At 33.5% G+C, this 23134-nt stretch carries 19 protein-coding genes and 1 riboswitch; of the genes, 15 read left to right on the top strand and 4 right to left on the bottom strand.

Translation table 11 applies throughout. The features are described from left to right. Nucleotides 1–38 precede the first annotated feature (38 nt). Both ACM6UH_RS08915 and ACM6UH_RS08910 read right to left on the bottom strand, forming a co-directional pair. Complete coding sequence (locus ACM6UH_RS08915) at nt 39–1337, bottom strand: LLM class flavin-dependent oxidoreductase (protein WP_048787219.1); 1299 nt, start codon at nt 1335–1337, stop codon at nt 39–41. A gap of 21 nt (nt 1338–1358) precedes the next feature. Beyond that, entirely contained in the window at nt 1359–2111 is a 753-nt protein-coding gene (locus ACM6UH_RS08910; RefSeq protein ID WP_011303277.1) for a 3-oxoacyl-ACP reductase, read from the bottom strand. Between the two features lie 106 nt (nt 2112–2217). Next, nucleotides 2218–2316, bottom strand: a riboswitch (TPP riboswitch). 213 nt (nt 2317–2529) lie between these two features. On the opposite strand from ACM6UH_RS08910, the gene rpsP reads away from it, so the two are divergent. The 4 genes from rpsP to rplS all read left to right on the top strand — a co-directional run bounded on the left by rpsP (nt 2530) and on the right by rplS (nt 4719). Further along, the gene (gene rpsP / locus ACM6UH_RS08905; RefSeq protein ID WP_002483484.1) at nt 2530–2796 is read left to right on the top strand and encodes a 30S ribosomal protein S16; all 267 of its coding nucleotides are present in this window, start codon (nt 2530–2532) and stop codon (nt 2794–2796) included. A gap of 225 nt (nt 2797–3021) precedes the next feature. Beyond that, complete coding sequence (rimM, locus tag ACM6UH_RS08900; RefSeq protein WP_002483483.1) at nt 3022–3528, top strand: ribosome maturation factor RimM; 507 nt, start codon at nt 3022–3024, stop codon at nt 3526–3528. Continuing rightward, nucleotides 3528–4265, top strand: a complete 738-nt coding sequence (gene trmD / locus ACM6UH_RS08895) for a tRNA (guanosine(37)-N1)-methyltransferase TrmD (RefSeq protein WP_002483482.1) — start codon at nt 3528–3530, stop codon at nt 4263–4265. Before rimM ends, trmD begins: the two co-directional genes overlap by 1 nt. Nucleotides 4266–4368: 103 nt before the next feature. Further along, nucleotides 4369–4719 (top strand): 50S ribosomal protein L19, encoded by a 351-nt coding sequence (gene rplS, locus ACM6UH_RS08890; RefSeq protein WP_002483481.1) that lies wholly within the window; start codon nt 4369–4371, stop codon nt 4717–4719. Between the two features lie 138 nt (nt 4720–4857). On the opposite strand, the gene ACM6UH_RS08885 is transcribed toward rplS, so the two are convergent. Beyond that, on the bottom strand, nt 4858–7479 hold the full coding sequence (locus ACM6UH_RS08885) for a YfhO family protein (protein ID WP_048787217.1): 2622 nt from the start codon (nt 7477–7479) through the stop codon (nt 4858–4860). A 42-nt stretch (nt 7480–7521) separates the two neighbouring features. Beyond that, the gene (locus tag ACM6UH_RS08880) at nt 7522–10101 is read right to left on the bottom strand and encodes a YfhO family protein (RefSeq protein WP_047503595.1); all 2580 of its coding nucleotides are present in this window, start codon (nt 10099–10101) and stop codon (nt 7522–7524) included. Between the two features lie 367 nt (nt 10102–10468). Here ACM6UH_RS08880 and ylqF point away from each other — a divergent pair, with 367 nt between their 5' ends. The 11 genes from ylqF (at nt 10469) to codY (ending at nt 23098) form a co-directional block, all read left to right on the top strand. Beyond that, complete coding sequence (ylqF, locus tag ACM6UH_RS08875) at nt 10469–11329, top strand: ribosome biogenesis GTPase YlqF (protein WP_047503598.1); 861 nt, start codon at nt 10469–10471, stop codon at nt 11327–11329. Nucleotides 11330–11335: 6 nt separating this feature from the next. After that, nucleotides 11336–12106: a ribonuclease HII gene (locus ACM6UH_RS08870; RefSeq protein WP_047503601.1), complete on the top strand. Its 771-nt coding sequence runs from the start codon at nt 11336–11338 to the stop codon at nt 12104–12106. Nucleotides 12107–12213: 107 nt separating this feature from the next. Next, the gene (gene sucC / locus ACM6UH_RS08865; RefSeq protein WP_011303271.1) at nt 12214–13380 is read left to right on the top strand and encodes an ADP-forming succinate--CoA ligase subunit beta; all 1167 of its coding nucleotides are present in this window, start codon (nt 12214–12216) and stop codon (nt 13378–13380) included. 21 nt (nt 13381–13401) lie between these two features. Beyond that, a complete protein-coding gene (gene sucD, locus ACM6UH_RS08860; RefSeq protein ID WP_011303270.1) occupies nt 13402–14307 on the top strand; it encodes a succinate--CoA ligase subunit alpha in 906 nt (301 codons plus the stop codon). Between the two features lie 306 nt (nt 14308–14613). Further along, nucleotides 14614–15489, top strand: a complete 876-nt coding sequence (gene dprA, locus ACM6UH_RS08855; protein WP_011303269.1) for a DNA-processing protein DprA — start codon at nt 14614–14616, stop codon at nt 15487–15489. Nucleotides 15490–15692: 203 nt separating this feature from the next. Beyond that, nucleotides 15693–17759 carry a type I DNA topoisomerase gene (gene topA / locus ACM6UH_RS08850; RefSeq protein WP_011303268.1) on the top strand — a complete coding sequence of 689 codons (2067 nt, stop codon included), beginning with the start codon at nt 15693–15695 and terminating at the stop codon, nt 17757–17759. A gap of 154 nt (nt 17760–17913) precedes the next feature. Beyond that, on the top strand, nt 17914–19221 hold the full coding sequence (trmFO, locus tag ACM6UH_RS08845; protein WP_047503612.1) for an FADH(2)-oxidizing methylenetetrahydrofolate--tRNA-(uracil(54)-C(5))-methyltransferase TrmFO: 1308 nt from the start codon (nt 17914–17916) through the stop codon (nt 19219–19221). A gap of 118 nt (nt 19222–19339) precedes the next feature. Then, nucleotides 19340–20230, top strand: a complete 891-nt coding sequence (gene xerC, locus ACM6UH_RS08840) for a tyrosine recombinase XerC (RefSeq protein WP_011303266.1) — start codon at nt 19340–19342, stop codon at nt 20228–20230. A gap of 3 nt (nt 20231–20233) precedes the next feature. Continuing rightward, entirely contained in the window at nt 20234–20776 is a 543-nt protein-coding gene (gene hslV, locus ACM6UH_RS08835) for an ATP-dependent protease subunit HslV (RefSeq protein WP_047503615.1), read from the top strand. A gap of 112 nt (nt 20777–20888) precedes the next feature. Further along, nucleotides 20889–22301 (top strand): ATP-dependent protease ATPase subunit HslU, encoded by a 1413-nt coding sequence (gene hslU, locus ACM6UH_RS08830; RefSeq protein ID WP_047503618.1) that lies wholly within the window; start codon nt 20889–20891, stop codon nt 22299–22301. A gap of 23 nt (nt 22302–22324) precedes the next feature. Next, a complete protein-coding gene (gene codY, locus ACM6UH_RS08825; protein ID WP_011303263.1) occupies nt 22325–23098 on the top strand; it encodes a GTP-sensing pleiotropic transcriptional regulator CodY in 774 nt (257 codons plus the stop codon). The last annotated feature ends 36 nt before the right edge of the window (nt 23099–23134 follow it).

Genomic DNA, 23134 nt, shown 5'->3' with positions numbered 1-23134 from the left:
CTATAAACTAATAGAAAGCGTACGATGTTGAATCACTATTAAATTCCAATATTTTCTCTAAATGTTGTACCTTCGTATTCAGTACGATACAATCCACGTTTTTGTAATTCAGGCACAACATCATCGACAAAATCTTCTAAACTATTTGGAAATTCTGGAGGCATTAAGTTAAAACCATCCGCAACACCCGCGTCAAACCAGCGTTCCATTTCATCTACAATATCCTTTGGTGTTCCGATGAGTGTTAAATGCCCACCTCCAGCACTTAAATAACCTAATAACTCACGTAATGTTGGATTTTTATCTTTAATGATTTCTAGCACAGTTTGATAGCGTCCTTTAGGTCCTTTAAAAGATTCGACAGGTGGTAATGGTGGTACCGGTTCATCCAAATCCCAGCTATGGCAATTTTGACGAATAAAAAAGGCTAATTGATTTAAAGCGGTATCAACTTCTAAAGATTCATCGAGTTTTTGTTTTTTTGCATAAGCTTCTTCATAAGTTTGTCCGACATATGTAACTAATCCAGGAAATACTTTCAAACTATCTTTGGGCTTACCTTCTTGTATCAATTTTTGATTTAATTTGTTCTTGAAAGCGCTAGCTTGATTGAAATTCCAAGCAACAGCATAAACTGCATCAGCATATTTAGTTGCTAATGCGATACCAGGATCGGAGGCGCCCGCTTGCATTGCAATGGGTTTCCCTTGAGGGCTACTTGGGGTTGTTAAAGGTCCACGGACATTGAAATGTTCTCCTTCATGATTAATAGCGTTGATTGCTGATGGATTGATTAACTTATTATCTTCTTTATCGTGTAAAAAGTCATCCAATGACCATGATTCGAGTAAACGATTCATCACTTGTGCAAATTCATCTGCTTTTTTATAGCGTTCCTCGTGTTCAGGTAAATGGTCCATACTATGATTAGCAGCTTCCATATCAGTCATTGACGTTACTAAATTCCAACCAGCACGACCTTGACTCATATGGTCTAGACTGAGTAGTTGTCTAGCAGCTGTGAATGGATTGGAGAATGTACTAGATATCGTAGCAACTAGGCCCACATGTTGTGTAACTTGCGATATTGCTGCTAAATTAACGAGGGGATCAAACCAAAATGCAGGCATATCACTTTTCGAACTAGCTGGAAAAGATTGATTGTCAGCAAAAAATATGGCATCAAATAAGCCTTGTTCTGCAGTTCTTGCTAATGATTGATAATAAGTAATATCACCAATACGCTCAATGCTTGAATGTGGCATACGCCATGCAGCCTGGTGATGGCCACAAGCATAGATAAGTACACCAATGTTTAAATGTTGTGCTTGTGTCATTGAATGACTCAGTCCTCCTTATTAGTTCATTGTTAAGCCACCGTCGACTGTAAAATTTTGACCTGTGATGCCATTTGCTTCATCTGATACGAGATATGCAACCATATTAGCAACATCTTGTGGTGCGGTTACCTTTTTTATTGGAGTGGTTTGAGCAATTAAATCGAATACTTCAGTAGTGGTACTTGCACTTGCATCCGTTGTCTTTAATAAGCCGCCAGAAACGACATTAGATGTGATACCATATTGACCTAATTCTGCAGCTAAATTGCGTGAAAAACCAATCAAACCAGCTTTAGCTGTTGTATATTCATGATAAGGGACGACAGGATTTTGAAATAAATTTGTACCAATTGAAATGATATGGCCATTTTGTCTTTCGATGAATTGAGGTATAACACTTTGACACAAATTAAAAGCAGCTTTCAATGTACCATCAATTTGTTGTTGATAATCCTCCCATGTAAGGTCAACAAATGCTTGTTGTTGAACAGGGTCAAATTTAAAGCCAACAAGTGCATTATTGACTATAGCATCTATGTGACCAAAATATTGCGTAGCTTTCTCAACTAACGCGTCTATTTCATTGCGTTTTGTAACATCTGCTTGGATAGCGATTGATTGATGAGTTCCAATTTCATCTACAAGTTGTTGTGCAGCTTGTCTGCTGTTGTGATAGTTTATGACAACGTTATGTCCTTGTTGTGCTAATGTGTTCACGATTGTCGCACCTAATCCTCGACTGCTACCAGTTACAATTACAGTTTTTTTCATTTTATACACTCCTTATTTTCTATAAAAAAATACACAACGCTCCTGAAAGAAGGTTGTGTATAATGAATATCGACATATGTATCAAAGTACTTCAAAATATTGAAATATGCTAGACTTCACACTTTCCTCCGCTAGTTTAAACTAGATCAGGTTCAAAGGGTTTGAGTCAGACTCATCTCAGTTAGAAACACCCCTAGTGCATTTGTTATGTAATTTAAGTTAAATGTATATTTTTTAGTGAATTATGTCAAGTTAAGGGTGATTAAGGAGATGTGGCTTCCCAAGAATTAAAGTAGAAAAAGAATTTTGCGTAATAATGAAATTGGTAAAGAAGAAACTCTTTACAAATTATTGAATTACTGTTATTATTATTTCTTGTAGAAAATAAAAACTATGAAAACAAAAGGAGCGAATATAAATGGCAGTTAAATTACGTTTAACACGTTTAGGTTCAAAAAGAAATCCATTCTATCGTATCGTAGCAGCTGATGCTCGTGCACCACGTGACGGTCGTAATATCGAACAAATCGGTACTTACAACCCAAACAATGTGAATGCAGCTGAAGTTAAAATCGACGAAGAATTAGCACTTAAATGGTTAAAAAATGGTGCGAAACCAACTGATACAGTTCATAATATCTTATCAAGAGAAGGCATCTTGAAGAAATTTGACGATCAAAAATAGGATTTCGACAAATAAACAAATATATGATTTGTAAGGGTACCTTGAAGGGTACTCTTTTTTTATAGACATTATCGATAATAATATAAGCAAGTTGATATTTTAAAAATGTCATTACATGAATATTGTATTTGTGTCACTGCGTATAACTTCACATGTTATAATAATAAGACAAATCATAGCATACATAATCAATTTTAATAGATAAATAATAGTGGAGGCACGTATATGAAGGTAGAGATAGGTAAAATTGTTAATACACATGGTATTAAAGGAGAAATAAAAGTAAAATCAAATTCAGATTTTACAGAAACACGCTTTCAGCCTGGAGAGCTTGTAATTATTGAACGTAAAAATAAAGAGCCATTAGAATTCACAATTGCTTCTTATCGTATGCATAAAGGTCTTCATATGTTGACATTTGAAGGCATTAATAATATTAATGATATTGAATATTTAAAAGGTGAAACCATTATGCAAGAACGAGATCATGAAGAAATAGAACTCGGTGAACATGAATTTTATTATTCAGATATCATTGGTTGCACTGTATTTGATGACGATGATACACCAATTGGACGCGTTACAGAAATTTTCGAAACAGGCGCAAATGACGTGTGGGTAGTTAAAGGTGACAAAGAGTACTTGATTCCATATATCGCTGATGTTGTTAAGGATATTGATGTAGAGGGTAGACGTATTCAAATTACACCAATGGAAGGATTGTTGGATTAATGAAGATTGATTTTCTAACTTTATTTCCAGAAATGTTTAATGGTGTTTTAAACCAATCCATTTTAAAGCGTGCACAAGATAAAAATATGTTAACAGTCAATACAGTTGATTTTAGACATTTTGCAGAAAATAAACATAATCAAGTGGATGATTATCCTTTTGGTGGTGGTCAAGGCATGGTATTAAAGCCTGAACCCATTTTTAATGCAATGGAAAGTATTGAAAAAACAGATGACACAAGAGTGATTTTAATGTGTCCGCAAGGCAAACCATTTACACAAGCGATAGCAAATGAACTAAGCCAATCAGAACATGTAGTGTTTATTTGTGGTCATTACGAAGGCTATGACGAAAGAATACGTGAACACTTAGTTACAGACGAGATTTCTATGGGAGACTATGTATTAACGGGAGGCGAATTACCTGCAATGGTGATGACAGACGCCATAGTGAGATTATTACCAGGTGTTTTAGGTAACCAACAATCTCATGAAGATGATTCATTCCAAGATGGCTTATTAGAATTCCCACAATATACAAGACCACGAGAATATAAAGGGATGAGTGTACCGGATGTATTACTTTCAGGTAATCATGCTCATATTGATCGATGGCGACATGAACAAAAAATTCTACGTACATTTGTAAAACGACCAGATTTATTAGAACGGTATCCAATGACAGTTGAAGAAAAAGATATTGTAGAAAGATACAAAAAGCAATTGAAAAAAGACTAGCAATGTGCTAACATATTTTAAGTGTGCGACACACGAAAAATCACTATGATCCGCTGCTATATTTTGTCGAGGCAAGAACATAGGTTGAAGGAGAGAAAAAATAATGAGTAATCACAAATTAATCGAAGCAGTAACTCAATCGCAATTACGCACAGATTTACCTTCATTCCGTCCAGGTGACACTTTAAAAGTGCACGTACGTATTATTGAAGGTACACGTGAACGTATCCAAGTATTCGAAGGTGTAGTAATCAAACGCCGTGGTGGAGGTATTTCAGAAACTTTCACTGTTCGTAAGATTTCTTCAGGTGTAGGTGTGGAACGTACTTTCCCATTACACACACCAAAAATCGAAAAAATCGAAGTTCCACGTCGTGGTAAAGTTCGTCGTGCTAAATTATACTACCTACGTGAATTACGTGGTAAAGCTGCTAGAATTAAAGAAATTCGTTAATCAGCATATTAAGCATATAAAAAGCGGTTCTCATTATGAGAATCGCTTTTTTATTTAAATATATAGCCCACGACGATTAGTAAATGGCAAAGTCGTGGGCTTTTAATATGACCAAATAGGGACTAAAAAAATATGTCCTTAAATTTCTCTTTTTGAAGATTTTGAAATGCGCTTTGTAAAAATAATACTTGAGATGATACCTATCACCGTCAAAATAATTAATGTTTTATGGTAAGGTGGTGCATATTTGAGTTTGATTATTTCTTGTCCTTTATCAACAGGAATGACAGTCATTATACCATTACCTTGCTTTACAGTGACTTTTTTATCTCCTTCATAGGCTTGCATCCCATCTCTATACGCCATTGGCAAGACTAAGTAGCCTGCATCATTTTTATGCTTATGAATCGTATAGCCATTACGTTGTTGTGTGACTTTAACAGCGTCTAATGAACTAGATGCATGGCGCAAGGTATGATAATCTTCGCCATATATGCCTTTAACATTCACTCGATACTTACCTTTAGACAATTTAAGATTAAGTTTTTCGTTTGCTTTAACCCTCATTGTGACTGGTGTTACAAAACGTCTATATTTATAAGATAACTCATTACGATGTTGATTGTATTCGTTAATACCAACGTCATGTTCCTTATCTGGAGAAAGTAATTCAACATCCATTTCAACGTACATATCTTTATATTTATTAGCAATAGACGAAGGCAATTGGTAACTTATACCACCATTGTCTTTTTCTATAATCAGTTGATGATTATCTAATCTGTGTGCATCTTTTAGTGTTGCAGAAGCATCGGATAATAAGTTTTTATTCGGCTTGAACGATTGATTGGCTTCTGTATTATTGTCAAAAACGACACCTTGTAGCATGGCTTGTTCTTTATCTAAGGGTGATTTTAAATCATTCGCATTATAAACCTTATCTGTAATGTGTGCACTTGGATAATGGATTTGATTAACTGAATGTATAAATGATTCTTTTTTAGAATGATGAACTATATCTTTCTGTGTAAATCCATAGGGCATATTTAAATCATCAGGCCGACGAATACGGTCCTCTACATGCCATAAAGCCATTAAGTTGGCGCGATTAGATAATAAACGATACGTGCTGTTTTTATCTGTATGCATATTGATTTGTAGTGTTTTATCATAATATTTTAAAATATCGCCATCGAAAATACTTGAATATAAAGCAATGCCATTAAAATGGTAAATCATTGGTGAATTTAATCCATATTGAGACATATAATCGATACGATGTAATGGATCATCTTGCTGGTGGTTTATTGCATTTATTTTTTTGGCTAAAGCTGGGCTATGATAATCAGAGTCCTGTATGGCTTGTTTTGTAGATTCATATCTTTTCACATTATTATAGTAATCATTAGATAATATGAATGCTTGTTGAATTACAAATAAAACTATTATGGATACCTTAAACCAATGATTTTGTAATAAGTTTTTCTTAAATAATAATAAAGCGATAAATACCATAAGTATGAAACAAATAATCATCCATGACATTTTTTGATCTGTAACGATAATATTCATGACTAGCATGATGAGACATACTGGAATGCAGGTTAAGATATAGGCTTTCAGAGTTAATTCCGATAGGTGCTGGATAAATAGGGCGATTAAGCCAGCAGACATGATTGCAAATATGTATACCCATCTACGTTCTGGAGTTGAAAATCCATTGAACATGCTATCGAAATGTGGTGTAAGTGACCCAATCAACATGATCCACGTAGCAATTGCAAATAATCTATAATAATAATGTTTGTATAGTTTAAAAGATAATAAAGCGACCACAGTTATTATAGACACTGTAATATAAAAACCATTTGTGAAAAAATGCTTTTGACGTGCGAAATCAGTGAACAGTGGAATTTTAAAATACGGGTTACTAACTCGATCGTTATTGAAAAATGAAGTAACGCCCGTATAAAAGCCCCAGATGCCTATTAAAGTACTTAAAATAACTGCAATAGGAATCAAAATAAGTTGTTGTTTCCGAGAAACCAAATCAGTTGGATGTGGAAAGATAAACCTATAAGCGACGTATGCTAGGAGGACAATCGCTTCGTAATAACTAAAATAAAAATTTGAAAATAAGGTTAGTGCAATGGCGAATATGAATAAACCAATTTTCTTTTCTTTATAAAATCGTTCAACACCTAGTAATGATAAAGGAAGGAAAATAAGTAAATCACCGTAATACGACCAAGTGAAATTAAAATAAATCGCAGTCGTTGATGAAGCATAAAGCATTGCAGCAAGCAACGTAGCATAATTTTTAAATTTTAAATATCTAAAAAAGTAAAATGAAATGACAAACGTGACAACACCTTTGACAAAAGCAACAATAATTTGATTGCTTGCCCAATAACTTATTTGGTTAGGATGACTATTAAATAAAATCTCTGAAAACCAAACAAAAATGAAGTTAATCCATGTTAAAGGTGAGGTCGAATAATAATATGATAAGTCTTTAACATAATCGCCACCTAGCCCAAATGAGTGATCATAAAATTGTTTGAATTGGCTAAAGTGTTCATAAAGGTACATTTGAAAGGGCATCATTTGCCTAAAACCGTCACCTGATCCACTAAATACATTACCTTGCGTTATATATCGATAGATGTACGGTGTAAATGTTAATAGTGCAACTAAAATGCCCATTGCTATAATACAAAATAATCTTGAAACTTTGTGAGACCAAAGTTTACGAAACATGGTTATACCTCATCTCCGACAAACTCCTTTTAAATTATGAATTTATTTGTTTTTATATCTCTTTCTCATAAACCATGATAGCGATCCTATAATGAAAATAATTGAAATAGCAGTAACCGTATACCAATATTTTGGACGATATTTGATTATGATTTCTTTGCTATCTTTTGAAACTGGCACGCCAGTCATCATATAATTCACATTTAATGGTTTAATTTTTTTGTTGTCGACATATGCAGTCATGCCTTCACGATACGGTATATTAATCGTAGCGATTCCTTTTTCGTGAGGACCTAACTTAACCTTCACGCCATTTTTAATATCTGTATAATGTCCATCGTTATTTTGCTTTGCATATGCTGATTTTAAATGATTGTAGTTTTCACCATGCAAACTTTGAATATCTAGATAGTAATTACCTGTTGGGCTTAGCCCAACATTTATATTACCATTTTTATCAGGTTGTGTTCTATAAAGTTGTGTATCCACACCTGTTCGATAAGTCGAATTGTTGTACAAGCGGTTATTTGTATAGTTATTTATTTGGACTGAAAAATTACTATCTGGTAGACCACGTTTGACTTTAATCGTTAAATAAAAGTCATGATAACGTTGTCTTAAATGTTTAGGTATATGAATTTGTACATGGCTATCGTTTTTAGAAGCATGTATTTGATGATTGCGTTTGTTATTTATATCTTTGTACGTGATACGAGTTTGATTTAATAAATTTGGTGCCTTTGCCGTATAAGATGCACCTTTATTATTTAAAATAACGCCATCCATCATTGCATGTTCTTTATCAATAGGGTTATGTAAATCATTTGAATTATACTTTTTATTAGAAACACGTACAGATGGTAAATTTAAAGTGTTTTCATAAATTTCATATTGACCATCGTTTTTAATCTTTTTGAAGTATGCAGGAATATTATGTTGATAGCGCTTGACCATTAGATATTTAATAGAAAATAAACTGCTCATATTTTGACGCCCATTGGTTGATTGATATCTACTCACTGATTCTTCTTGCATATTGATTTTTAGCTCATCATAGTAAAAATCTAATATGTGATGATCAAATATACTAGAATAGATACTTAGTCCTTTAAATTGTTGATACATCGGCGTATTGTCTTGTTCATTGACACGCCAATCTATGCGCTCATCTTCAAGTTTATGTGTATTCATATCTTTAACTAATTGCTGTTGTAATGGTGTGTTAAAAAGGCTTGCATTCACAAAATAAGCATTAGCACGTTTGACATGGTCTTCAAAATAAATTTGATTTCGTATAAATACAGTAGAAACTAAGACTGTTAAAATCATTATTGATAAAACAAATAAATGTGTAAGTTTAAGTTTGATATGAGATTCATTGATTAATAGAATTAAAAAGCCAATTAAACTCACTATGGGTGCGAACCAAACCCATGCTACAACATCATCATAATACCATGCACTTAAGCCAATAATACTTAATGAGATAACGGATGAAAAAATATAGTTTGGTATAGAAATTGTCCGAAAATATTTTACATATAAGCCAATTAAAACTGCAGAATTAAATGCTATTAAATAATGCCAACGTTTTTGTGGCGCTGAAAAGCCATTAAATATCTGATCGATAAAAGGAACAAAACTAGCACAAATTAATATAAGCGTAGAAATTGCAAATAATTTGAAATAATAATGTTTGTATAATTTGAATGATAATAACGCCTGACCAGTGATAAATAATATTACGATTAAATAATTATCATAAAAAACATTGGTATTTTGATTGAATGGCTCAAATAAATCTACATTGCCGTCAAAAGGTGTGCGTCTATTATTAAAGAAACTTTGAATTGCTGGGAAAAAGAATGGAAGACTACATCCTAATCCAATAACTGATGCAATAAATAAAGACATGAAAGACTTGAACCTAGGAATGATATCAGCTTGATGTCTAAACACTAGTCTGATAGTTAAATAAATTAATCCAGTTAATAATTGATAATATGCAAAATAAAAATTATTGATTAATGTAATGGCTACTATAATGATAAAGAAACCAATCTTCCCACTTTTTAAAAAACGTTCGATTGACCACAATAACAACGGTAACCAAATAAAAACATCACTGAAAAATGGCCAATATACTGTGAACCTGAAATAGATTGGTGAAATTACAAAAATGAACGCAGCTAGAACGGCAATTTTTTTATTTAAAGCTATATAACGGACATATAGATAAGTCGCAAGCATTGCAATCGCAGATTTAAAAATAGAAACAATGAGTGCATTGGTCATCCAAAACATAATATGAGTAGTATCCAGTGTTATAAACGTCTTTAATAAAACAATTACAATCACATTTATGATAAAAATAATATTTGTGGAGAAGTAATAGCTTAAGTCACTAAAAAAATCACCACCGAGTCCAAAATCTGAAGCATAAAAGAAATTACCATGATGCCAGTTATCAAATAGATACATTTGAATCGGCACCATTTGTTCCATACCATCATTAGGACCCGTGAATAAAACACTATCATGAATAAATCTATATATGATGTAACTATGGCCAACGACTGCCAATGTTACGAATAAACAAAGATATAATAATTTTTGTTTCATAGGCAATCTCCTATTTATTTGTTTAATATAATTCTATTGTATCTACATTTTTAGTATTTAGATAAAAATAACTATTATTATTTAGAAAAATTTTAATTTTGAATGTTAGGTTTTTAATTTTTACAAAGAAAGGTTAGAAATTCAAGTTATTGTTTAATGAATCATTGGTATTGTAAATAAAAATGAAAATATCATGCACTTGCTGTTTTTTTTGTTGTAAAATTAAGAATGAACAGTGATTATCTAATTAATTTGTTTATAACACATGCACCAACGTGTTATGATGCTAAAGCAAACTAAACGGTATGAACGAATAAAATAATAAACAAAATTGATAAAAGTCATAAGTAATAGAAGGGTGAGATATATGGTAATTCAGTGGTATCCAGGTCATATGGCCAAAGCAAAAAGAGAAGTTTCAGAGCAATTAAAAAAAGTAGATGTTGTATTTGAACTTGTAGATGCGCGCATACCTTATAGTTCTAGAAATCCAATGATTGATGAGGTTATACAACAAAAGCCTAGAGTCGTTATTTTAAATAAAAAAGATATGGCGAATTTAAAAGAATTAGAGAAATGGGAATCATATTTTAAAGAAAAACGCTTTTATCCAGTTGCAATTGATGCGAAGCATGGTAAAGGTCTAAAACAAGTTGAACAAACTGCTATCAAAGCAACCAAAGAAAAATTTGAAAAAGAAAAACAAAAAGGATTAAAACCACGTGCGATTAGAGCAATGATAGTAGGGATACCCAATGTAGGTAAATCAACATTGATTAATAAATTAGCTAATAAATCAATTGCAAAAACGGGTAACACGCCTGGTGTTACAAAGCAACAACAGTGGATTAAAGTAGGTCAATCGCTACAATTATTAGACACACCAGGTATATTATGGCCAAAATTTGAGGATCAATTGGTTGGAAAAAAATTAAGTGTTACGGGTGCAATCAAAGATAGTATTGTTCACTTAGATGAAGTGGCAATCTATGCGTTAGACTTTATGAAAGCACATGATTATGACGGTTTAATACAGCACTATAAAATAGATGTTTCAAAAGAAGCAGAAAATATAGAGTGGTTTGATGCGATAGGCCGTAGAAGAGGATTGTTAAGACGAGGTAATGAAATTGATTACGAAGCGGTCATAGATTTAATTATACACGAAGTGAGAAACGCTAAAATCGGTACGTATACATTTGATATTATTTCCGAAATGGACGTGTAATGGATTATGAGCGAAACGATAAAGGACATTAAAAGTAAGTTACAGCATATGCTGTCAATAAGTGAATTAGAGCGAAGTGAATATAATAATGATGCACGCAAAGGTGTGCAAAATGCAATGATACAAAGACGTAAACAATTAGAAAAAGAACAAGTGTTATTAGATAATTATGTGAAAATGACGGAATTTGAAAATAGCATCTTAGCAGAAAATCCAGACGCGCTTATTTGTGGTATAGATGAGGTGGGGCGTGGTCCATTAGCAGGTCCAGTTGTTACATGTGCAGTTATTTTAAATAAAAATCATCATTTCACAGGGTTAAATGATTCTAAAAAACTTTCAGCAAAACAAAGGCATTCAATCGAAGGTCAATTACTGAATGATGTGTATGCTTATGCATATGGATATGCTTCGGTGGAAGAAATAGATGAAATAAATATTTATGAGGCAACGAAATTAGCAATGCACAGAGCGATTGAAGGATTGAGAATTAAACCAACACATCTACTTGTAGATGCTATGACATTGGATATTGATATACCGCAAACATCTTTAATTAAAGGTGACGCTAGAAGTGTTTCGATAGCTGCTGCTAGTGTCTTAGCTAAAGAACACAGAGATCAATATATGCGAGATTTAGGTAGAAAATACCCAGGTTATAGTTTTGAAAACAATGTTGGATATGGTACGCAACAACATTTAGATGGAATTAAAAAATATGGCATTTTAAATGAACATCGAAAAACATTTGAACCAATTAAATCTTTGGTAAATTAATAGTTAAAATAAAATAATTGGATTAAGTAGGATAAATGAGTTTACAATAGCGCTTTCATTTCTTATAATTGAATATGAACTTAACCTAAGAAACAGGAGGATGGAGAATGAATATCCACGAGTATCAAGGTAAAGCAATATTTCGTTCTATGGGCGTTGCTGTCCCAGAAGGACGCGTAGCATATACTGCTGAAGAAGCAGTAGAAAAAGCAAAAGAATTAGATTCAAAAGTTTACGTGGTTAAAGCACAGATTCACGCAGGGGGCAGAGGGAAAGCAGGCGGTGTTAAAATCGCTAAATCTCTTTCTGAAGTTGAAACTTATGCTAAAGAATTATTAGGTAAAACACTTGTTACACATCAAACTGGTCCAGAAGGTAAAGAAATTAAACGCCTTTACATAGAAGAGGGCTGCGATATTCAAAAAGAATATTATGTTGGTTTTGTCATCGATCGTGCGACAGATAGAGTTACTTTGATGGCTTCAGAAGAAGGCGGTACTGAAATTGAAGAGGTTGCTGCTAAAACACCTGAAAAAATATTCAAAGAAACAATTGATCCTGTTGTAGGATTAGCACCATATCAAGCTAGAAGAATTGCTTTTAACATTAATATTCCTAAAGAATCTATAAATAAAGCAGCTAAATTTTTAGTATCACTTTATAATGTTTTCATCGAAAAAGATTGCTCAATCGTTGAAATCAACCCACTTGTTACTACGGGTGAGGGTGAAGTTTTAGCATTAGATGCTAAAGTTAATTTTGATGATAACGCATTATTTAAACATAAAGATATTCAAGAATTACGTGATTTAGAAGAAGAAGATCCAAAAGAAATCGAAGCTTCTAAATACGATTTATCATATATCGCTTTAGATGGTGATATTGGTTGTATGGTTAACGGCGCTGGTTTAGCAATGGCAACTATGGATACAATCAATCACTTCGGCGGTAATCCGGCTAACTTCCTTGACGTAGGGGGCGGCGCAACTAAAGAAAAAGTTACTGAAGCATTTAAAATTATCTTAGGTGATGAAAATGTAAAAGGTATCTTTGTAAATATCTTTGGTGGCATTATGAAATGTGACATTATCGCTGAAGGTATTGTTGCTGCAGTTAAAGAAGTCGAGCTTACTTTACCACTTGTCGTACGTTTAGAAGGTACAAATGTTGAAAGAGGTAAAGAAATTCTTAAAGAATCTGGATTAGCAATTGAACCAGCAGCTACAATGGCTGAAGGCGCACAAAAAATCGTAAAACTTGTTAAAGAAGCATAAGGAAAGGATGGGAGCACGAAGATGAGCGTATTTATTGATAAAAATACAAAAGTAATTGTACAAGGTATCACAGGGTCAACTGCCCTTTTCCATACAAAACAAATGCTTGAATATGGTACACAAATTGTTGCTGGGGTAACTCCAGGTAAAGGCGGACAGGTTGTTGAAGGCGTTCCAGTATTCAATACAGTTGAAGAAGCACAAAAAGAAACAGGTGCAACAGTATCAGTTATTTATGTACCAGCACCATTTGCTGCTGATGCAATTTTAGAATGTATCGAAGCTGAACTAGATTTAGCGATTTGTATCACAGAACATATTCCTGTAATTGATATGGTTAAAGTAAAACGTTATTCAGAAGGTAAGAAAACACGTATAGTAGGACCTAACTGTCCAGGTGTCATTACTGCTGATGAATGTAAAATTGGTATCATGCCAGGATACATCCATAAAAAAGGTCATGTAGGCGTTGTATCACGCTCTGGTACATTAACATATGAAGCGGTACATCAATTAACTGAAGAAGGTATCGGTCAAACGACTGCGGTTGGTATTGGTGGCGACCCAGTTAATGGTACAAACTTTATAGATGTATTAAAAGCATTTAATGAAGATGATGAAACTAAGGCTGTCGTTATGATTGGTGAAATCGGGGGTACTGCAGAAGAAGAAGCTGCTGAATGGATTAAAGCTAATATGACGAAACCTGTTGTAGGCTTCGTAGGCGGTCAAACAGCTCCTCCTGGTAAACGTATGGGCCATGCTGGTGCGATTATCTCAGGTGGTAAAGGAACTGCAGAAGAGAAAATTAAAACACTTAACAGTTGTGGTGTAAAAACAGCAGACACACCTTCTGAAATTGGTACAACTTTAATTGATGCAGCTAAAGAAGCTGGCATCTATGAACAATTATTGACTGTAAAATAATTTTATTTATTAAAAGTCAGCGCAAATTCCGATAGTATGTCGGAGTTTGTGCTTTTTTAGGTTGTATGAGCTGATATTAAAATAAAAAAATGCATTTGATAAAGTATTTTATATAGTAGAAATGCGACCGCTAAATTAAAGATAAATACAATTAATATCTCCAATTGAAACATCAGATGTTGTCAATTTAGGAATTTAAAATTACTCTTTAAAATCATATGACTTATTACGATCATTTGACAAAATTTTGTAATACGCAGCATATATATTTTATCGTATAATATGAGATATAAAGGAGTATGATAAATGAACGATTTAGACCTTTTAAAGCTTCGATTTGCTGGACTATCTACACAACAAATACATCGATTATTAAGATTTTCTCCCTCTTTTATGAAATATAGTAAGGTAGATAAACAATACATACTCAAACAATTTTTGGGAACAGTAAAAATAACTGCAAAAAATGAAAATGTATACCGATTATATGTGACAACTAATTTAGAAGTACTATTCAAACAATTAAAAGCATGGAAAGTTCATTTCATAACAATTAATCACCGTTTATATCCACAGTTATTGCGAGAAATTTATGATCCACCCCTAATCCTATTTTATCGCGGTAAGCTCACTTTAATGCAATCTCCTCGTACCCTAGCTATTATTGGATCTAGACAAGCGACACAATATACATGGCAATCACTTCAAACATTTTTTCCTTCATTTAAAAAACATCATTTGACGATAATATCAGGGCTTGCAAAAGGTGCAGATATGATGGCGCATCAACATGCTTTGTTATTTAAGTTACCTACAATTGCGGTATTAGGATTTGGACATATGCATCATTATCCGAAAGAAACTAAAGAGATAAGACAGCAAATTGAAAAAGATGGAATAGTTATAAGTGAATATCTCCCTCTCGAAAAGCCCAAAAGATACCATTTCCCAGAAAGGAATAGATTGATTAGTGGACTTTCTAAAGGTATCTTTATCACAGAATCTGCAGAAAATAGTGGTACAAGTATCACGACGCGATTTGCATTAGAACAAAATAGAGATGTGTATGTCTTACCTGGTACAATATTTAATAAAATGACATTAGGCAATTTGCGTAGTGCTCAAGAAGGGGCGAAAATTGTATTGAATGCGGATGATATATTAGAAGATTTTATTATATGAAAAGTAAATAGCACACAACTTTAAAACAGATTTTATTTAACGCTTTTTTTTAATAATATATGAAAAAATACTGCTGATTGATAAAGTTTGGGATGAAATAACGGTATAAATTTAATCAAGTCAAAATTAAAAACATTGACAAAAACAAAATACACCGTTTATCATTTATCTTTGTAATTAGAAAATGCAAGGGGGTAACTACTTTGGCAGAAAATTTAGTCATAGTTGAATCGCCTGCAAAAGCTAAAACCATTGAAAAATATTTAGGTAAAAAATATAAAGTAATCGCATCAATGGGGCACGTTAGAGACTTGCCTCGTAGTCAAATGGGTGTAGATGCTGAAAATGATTATGAACCCAAATATATTACGATACGTGGTAAAGGTCCAGTTGTAAAAGAATTGAAAAAACATGCTAAGAAAGCGAAAAAAGTATTCTTAGCGAGTGACCCCGACCGTGAAGGTGAAGCTATTGCTTGGCATTTAGCGAATATATTAAACTTGGAAGATTCAACAGAAAATAGAGTAGTGTTTAATGAAATAACAAAAGATGCAGTAAAAGATAGTTTTAAACATCCAAGAGGCATCGAAATGGAACTCGTTGATGCGCAACAAGCACGACGTATTCTAGATCGTTTAGTCGGTTATAATATCTCACCCGTATTATGGAAAAAAGTTAAAAAAGGGTTATCTGCTGGTCGTGTACAATCTGTGGCATTAAGACTAGTTATAGATCGTGAAAATGAAATTAGAAATTTCAAACCAGAAGAATATTGGAAAATTGAAGGCGAATTTAGATATAAGAAAACAAAATTCACAGCTAAATTTCTTCATTTTAAAAATAAACCATTTAAATTAACTGAAAAAGCAGATGTTGAAAAAATTACTACGCAGTTAGATGGCGATCAGTTTGAAGTGACTAAAGTGACTAAAAAGGAAAAAACGCGTTATCCAGCTAATCCTTTTACAACGTCAACACTTCAACAAGAAGCTGCTCGTAAATTGAATTTCAAAGCACGTAAAACAATGATGTTAGCCCAACAACTATATGAAGGTATAGATTTGAAAAAGCAAGGTACAGTTGGTTTAATCACTTATATGCGTACAGATTCAACAAGAATCTCAGACCAAGCGCAATCAGAAGCGAAAAATTACATTCAAGAAACATATGGTAATGACTATACATCTAATCGAAAATCAAAAGGTCAAGGCGATCAAGATGCCCATGAAGCCATCAGACCGTCTAGTACTTTACGTACACCAAATGAAATGAAAAATTTCTTAACTAGAGATCAACATAGATTATATAAATTAATTTGGGAACGTTTTGTTGCCAGTCAAATGGCACCTGCAATTTTAGATACAGTTGCAATGGATTTGACGCAAAATGACATCAAATTCCGAGCAAATGGACAGACAATCAAATTTAAAGGTTTTATGACTTTATATGTTGAAACCAAAGATGACAGTGAAGATGGTAAAGATAACAAATTACCAAATATTGGTGAAGGTGAAATGGTTACAGCTACGAACATTGAACCATCACAACATTTTACTCAACCACCACCACGCTATACTGAAGCGCGTTTAGTGAAAACAATGGAAGAATTGAAAATTGGACGTCCTTCCACATATGCACCAACGATCGATACAATCCAGAAAAGAAATTATGTGAAAAATGAAAGTAAACGTTTTGTGCCAACTGAATTGGGCGAAATTGTTCATGAACAAGTTAAAGATTACTTCCCAGAAATTATCGATGTTGACTTTACAGTAAACATGGAAACATTATTGGATAAAGTTGCCGATGGTGAGATTGGCTGGAAAAAAGTGATTTCAGATTTTTACAGTAGTTTCAAACAGGATGTAGAACGCGCAGAAGAAGAAATGGAAAAAATAGAAATAAAAGATGAACCTGCTGGTGAAGACTGTGAAGTCTGTGGTTCACCTATGGTTATTAAAATGGGTCGTTATGGTAAATTCATGGCTTGTTCAAATTTCCCAGATTGTCGAAATACAAAAGCTATTGTTAAGACAATTGGTGTGACTTGTCCTAAGTGTAAAGAAGGCGACGTTGTAGAACGTAAATCTAAAAAGAATCGTATTTTTTATGGTTGTTCTAAATATCCAGAGTGTGATTTTGTAACTTGGGATAAACCGATAGGAAGAGATTGTCCTAAATGTGAGCATTACTTAGTTGAGAAAAAACAAGGACGTAAGAGCCAAGTAGTATGTTCAAATTGTGATTACAAAGAAGAAGAGCAAAAGTAATATAGTATAGCGAATTTACGCTTGCAATCGTATTTATGAAAGAAATAGTTTAAACAATAACAGCAACTTATGACACATATATATAATGTAGATGCATGTATTTATATTTATGATACGATGTCTAAGTTGCTTTTTAATTATGGGAGGAAATCGAATGACTCAAGTTGTAAATGTAGTAGGTGCTGGTTTGGCTGGTTCAGAAGCAGCATATCAATTAGCGCAACGAGGCGTAAAAGTAAATCTTATAGAAATGAGGCCGGTGAAACAGACACCTGCACATCATACCGATAAATTTGCAGAACTCGTATGTTCGAATTCACTACGAGGCAATGCTTTAACAAATGCTGTCGGTGTACTTAAAGAAGAAATGAGACAGTTAGATTCTTTAATTATCAGTGCAGCGGATAAAGCGCGTGTGCCTGCCGGTGGCGCTCTAGCAGTCGATCGACATGATTTTGCTGGCTATGTGACTGAAACATTAAAAAATCATCCAAATATCACAGTTTTAAATGAAGAAATTAATAGCATACCTGAAGGATATACGATTATTGCAACAGGTCCTCTAACGACAGACAAGTTAGCAAACGAAATTGTGGAGGCAACTGGAAAAGATCAGTTGTATTTCTATGACGCTGCGGCACCAATTATTGAAAAAGACAGTATTGATATGAATAAAGTGTATTTGAAATCCCGCTATGATAAAGGTGAAGCCGCATATTTGAATTGTCCTATGACAGAAGATGAGTTTAATACATTTTACGATGCGCTCATGGAAGCTGAAGTTGCACCTGTAAATGAATTTGAAAAAGAAAAATACTTTGAAGGTTGTATGCCGTTTGAAGTAATGGCTGAACGTGGTAGAAAAACATTATTGTTCGGTCCAATGAAACCCGTGGGTCTCGAAGATCCTAAAACAGGCGAAAGACCATACGCTGTCGTACAACTACGCCAGGATGATGCTGCAGGAACACTATACAACATTGTAGGTTTCCAAACACATTTAAAATGGGGAGCTCAAAAAGATGTCATCAGATTAATTCCAGGATTAGAAAATGTTGAAATAGTTAGATATGGTGTCATGCACCGTAACACATTCATCAATTCGCCTGATGTTTTAACTGAAACTTATGAATTAAAAGGAAGAGAAGAACTTTATTTCGCAGGTCAAATGACTGGTGTTGAAGGGTACGTAGAGAGTGCCGCTAGTGGACTCGTTGCAGGTATCAATGTAGCACATAAAATGCTTAACAAGGGAGAAGTCATTTTCCCTAGAGAAACAATGATAGGTAGCATGGCATATTATATTTCACATGCCAAAAATGAAAAAAACTTCCAACCAATGAATGCTAACTTTGGTTTACTACCAACATTGGAAAAGAAAGTAAAAGATAAAAAATTACGTTATGAAAAATTAGCAGATCGTGCTTTAACATATTTAGATAATTACAAACAAACGCTATAAAATATTGTATTTTTATAATTCTTTCCGAAAATTTTGAAAGTTTTACTCAATTTAATAGTTATTTTTCGCAGACCCCTCTGTCAATATGCTACAATTTATGTTGATGGAGGGGGTTTTATTGGAAAAAATCCAACAAGCGTATTTATATATGCTAAAAGTAGAAAAACAATTTTCAGAGCACACTTTAAAATCCTATCATGATGATTTAGAACAATTTAATGTTTTCTTAGCTCAAGAACATTTAGATTTGAATGCGTTTGAATACAAAGATGCTAGGAACTATCTCAGTTACTTATATTCAAAAAACTTGAAAAGAACCTCAGTTTCACGTAAAATTTCTACGCTGAGAAGTTTTTATGAATATTGGATGACACAAGATGAAGCGGTGGTAAATCCGTTCATACAATTGGTACATCCGAAAAAAGAACATTATTTACCACATTTTTTCTATGAAGAGGAAATGGAAGCATTATTTGACACGGTTGAAAATGATGCAAAAAAAGGCTTGCGAGATAGGGTAATCTTAGAACTACTTTATTCTACTGGTATTAGAGTTTCAGAGTTAGTGCATATAAAAGAACAAGACATAGATATGACGTCGCCAGGTGTAAAGGTATTAGGTAAGGGTGGCAAAGAACGTTTTATCCCCTTTGGCGAGTTTTGTAAACAAAGTATGGAACGATATTTAGCGTCATTCAAACCTAAATTAAATAGTAATCACGATTATTTATTAGTTAATATGAAAGGCGATCCTATCACTGAACGTGGCGTTCGTTATGTATTGAACGACGTAGTGAAACGAACGGCTGGTGTTACAGAGATACATCCTCATAAACTTAGACATACATTTGCGACACACATGTTAAACCAAGGTGCAGATTTAAGAACAGTGCAATCTTTGCTCGGTCACGTTAATCTGTCAACAACTGGTCGATATACACATGTGACAAATGAACAATTAAGAAAAGTATATTTAAATGCACATCCTCGTGCAAAAAAGGAGAATTAAATAATGAGTACATCTATACATGCAACAACAATATTTGCAGTACAACATAATGGACATGCAGCAATGGCTGGAGATGGTCAAGTTACTCTAGGTGAACAAGTCATCATGAAACAAACAGCGAGAAAAGTGAGACGTTTATATAATGATAAAGTATTAGCTGGTTTTGCTGGAAGTGTAGCAGATGCGTTCACTCTATTTGAAAAATTCGAAACAAAATTACAACAATTTAGTGGGAATTTAGAAAGAGCTGCAGTGGAATTAGCACAAGAGTGGAGAGGCGATAAACAATTACGTCAGCTAGAAGCTATGTTGATTGTAATGGATGAAACATCAATCTTAGTAGTTAGCGGTACAGGAGAAGTAATCGCACCAGATGATAATTTGATTGCAATTGGGTCAGGTGGTAACTATGCGTTAAGTGCAGGTAGAGCGCTAAAACGTAATGCAACACATTTGTCTGCGAGCGAAATGGCTTATGAAAGTTTGAAAGTTGCTTCAGATATTTGTGTATTTACAAATGACCGAATTATAGTTGAGAATTTATAGCTGAGTAAATAAATTAATGAAAATGTCTAAATTTAGAATTAATTGGCAATAGTAAACATGTATAAATTATAAGTTGTTTTAAAGCACAAAATTAATGGAGGTAACGTATCATATGGAGACAAATGGAATAAAATTAACACCTAGAGATATTGTATCAAAACTTAATGAATATATTGTTGGTCAAGACGATGCTAAACGTAAGGTTGCAATTGCATTAAGAAATAGATATAGAAGAAGTCTATTAACTGAAGAAGAAAAACAAGAGGTCGCACCTAAAAATATTTTGATGATTGGACCTACGGGTGTAGGTAAAACGGAAATTGCAAGACGTATGGCTAGAGTAGTTGGCGCTCCATTTATTAAAGTTGAAGCAACTAAATTTACAGAAGTAGGTTATGTTGGACGTGATGTAGAAAGTATGGTTAGAGACCTTGTAGATGTTGCTGTTAGACTTGTAAAAGATCAAAAAAAGGCATTGGTACAAGATGAAGCCCAAGATAAAGCGAATGAAAAGTTAGTGAAATTGTTAGTACCTAGTATGAAGAAAAAAGCTAATAACAATACGAACAGTAATAACCCATTGGAATCTTTATTTGGTGGTTCAATCCCTAATTTTGGTCAAAATAATGATGACGAAGAAGAAACACCCACTGATGAAGTGAAAACGAAACGTTCAGAAATTAAGCAACAATTATTAAATGGTCAATTAGAAGATGAGAAGGTACGCTTAAAAGTTGAACAAGATCCAGCTGCTATGGGCATGTTAGGTACGAACCAAAACCAACAAATGCAAGACATGATGAACCAATTAATGCCTAAGAAAAAAGTTGAAAGAGAAGTTCCAGTTAAAACTGCACGTAAGATATTAACTGATGAATTTGCTGATGAATTGATTGATCAAGAAACAGCTAACCAAGAAGCTATTGAATTAGCTGAACAAATGGGCATTATATTTATCGATGAAATAGATAAGGTTGCGACAAATAATCAAAATTCAGGGCAAGATGTATCTCGCCAAGGTGTTCAAAGAGATATATTACCAATTCTTGAAGGTAGCATGGTTCAAACAAAGTATGGTACTGTTAACACTGAACATATGCTATTTATTGGTGCTGGAGCATTCCACGTGTCTAAACCAAGTGATTTAATTCCAGAGTTGCAAGGCCGTTTTCCAATTCGCGTTGAACTAGAAAGTCTTTCAGTTGAAGATTTTGTTCGAATCTTGACGGAACCTAAATTATCACTTATCAAACAGTATGAAGCGTTACTACAAACAGAACAAGTAACGGTTAAATTTACAGATGAAGCAATTAAACGATTAGCAGAAATTGCATTCCAAGTAAACCAAGATACTGATAACATTGGTGCACGTCGATTGCATACTATACTTGAAAAAATGCTAGAAGATTTATCATTCGAAGCACCAAGTATGCCTAATGCGGTTGTAGATATTACACCACAATATGTTGATGATAAGTTGAAATCAATTTCAACAAACAAAGATTTAAGTGCATTTATTTTATAATATAAATATAAAGGAGTAGGAATATGAGCTTATTATCAAAAACGAGAGAATTAAATACACTTTTGCAAAAGCATAAAGGTATTGCGGTAGATTTTAAAGATGTAGCACAAACGATAAGTAGTGTGACAGTAACAAATGTTTTTATAGTTTCAAGAAAAGGTAAAATTTTAGGTTCGAATTTAAATGAATTATTAAAAAATGAACGTATCATCCAAATGTTAGAAAATAGACATATACCTGTAGAATATACAGATCAATTGATGGATGTGAAAGAAACACAATCCAATATTGGTATTGATAATGTACTAACTGTTTTCCCACCTGAAAATAATGATTTATTCGGTGATAGCAGAACAACAATTTTCCCAATTTTAGGTGGTGGCGAAAGACTTGGTACATTAGTTCTAGGACGTGTGACAGAAGATTTTTCTGAAAACGACTTGGTATTAGGTGAATACGCAGCTACAGTTATCGGTATGGAAATATTACGTGAAAAACATAATGAAGTAGAACAAGAGGCAAGAGATAAAGCAGCTATTAGTATGGCGATCAACTCATTATCATATTCTGAAAGTGAAGCGATTGAACATATATTTGAAGAACTAGGTGGTAAAGAAGGCTTACTGATCGCTTCAAAAGTTGCAGATAGAGTCGGCATTACACGTTCAGTTATTGTAAATGCCTTGCGTAAACTAGAAAGTGCGGGTGTAATCGAATCACGTTCATTAGGTATGAAGGGTACATTTATTAAAGTTAAAAAAGACAAGTTCTTAGATGAACTAGAAAGAATCAAATAAAATTTTATTGCGTAACGACTTAATTGAGAACGACTA

Source organism: Staphylococcus sp. LKG4-2 (assembly GCF_050955665.1).
GTDB lineage: Bacteria > Bacillota > Bacilli > Staphylococcales > Staphylococcaceae > Staphylococcus > Staphylococcus saprophyticus.
Note: the sequence above shows the minus strand (reverse complement) of the source record. Positions and strands in the feature narration are given on the sequence as shown.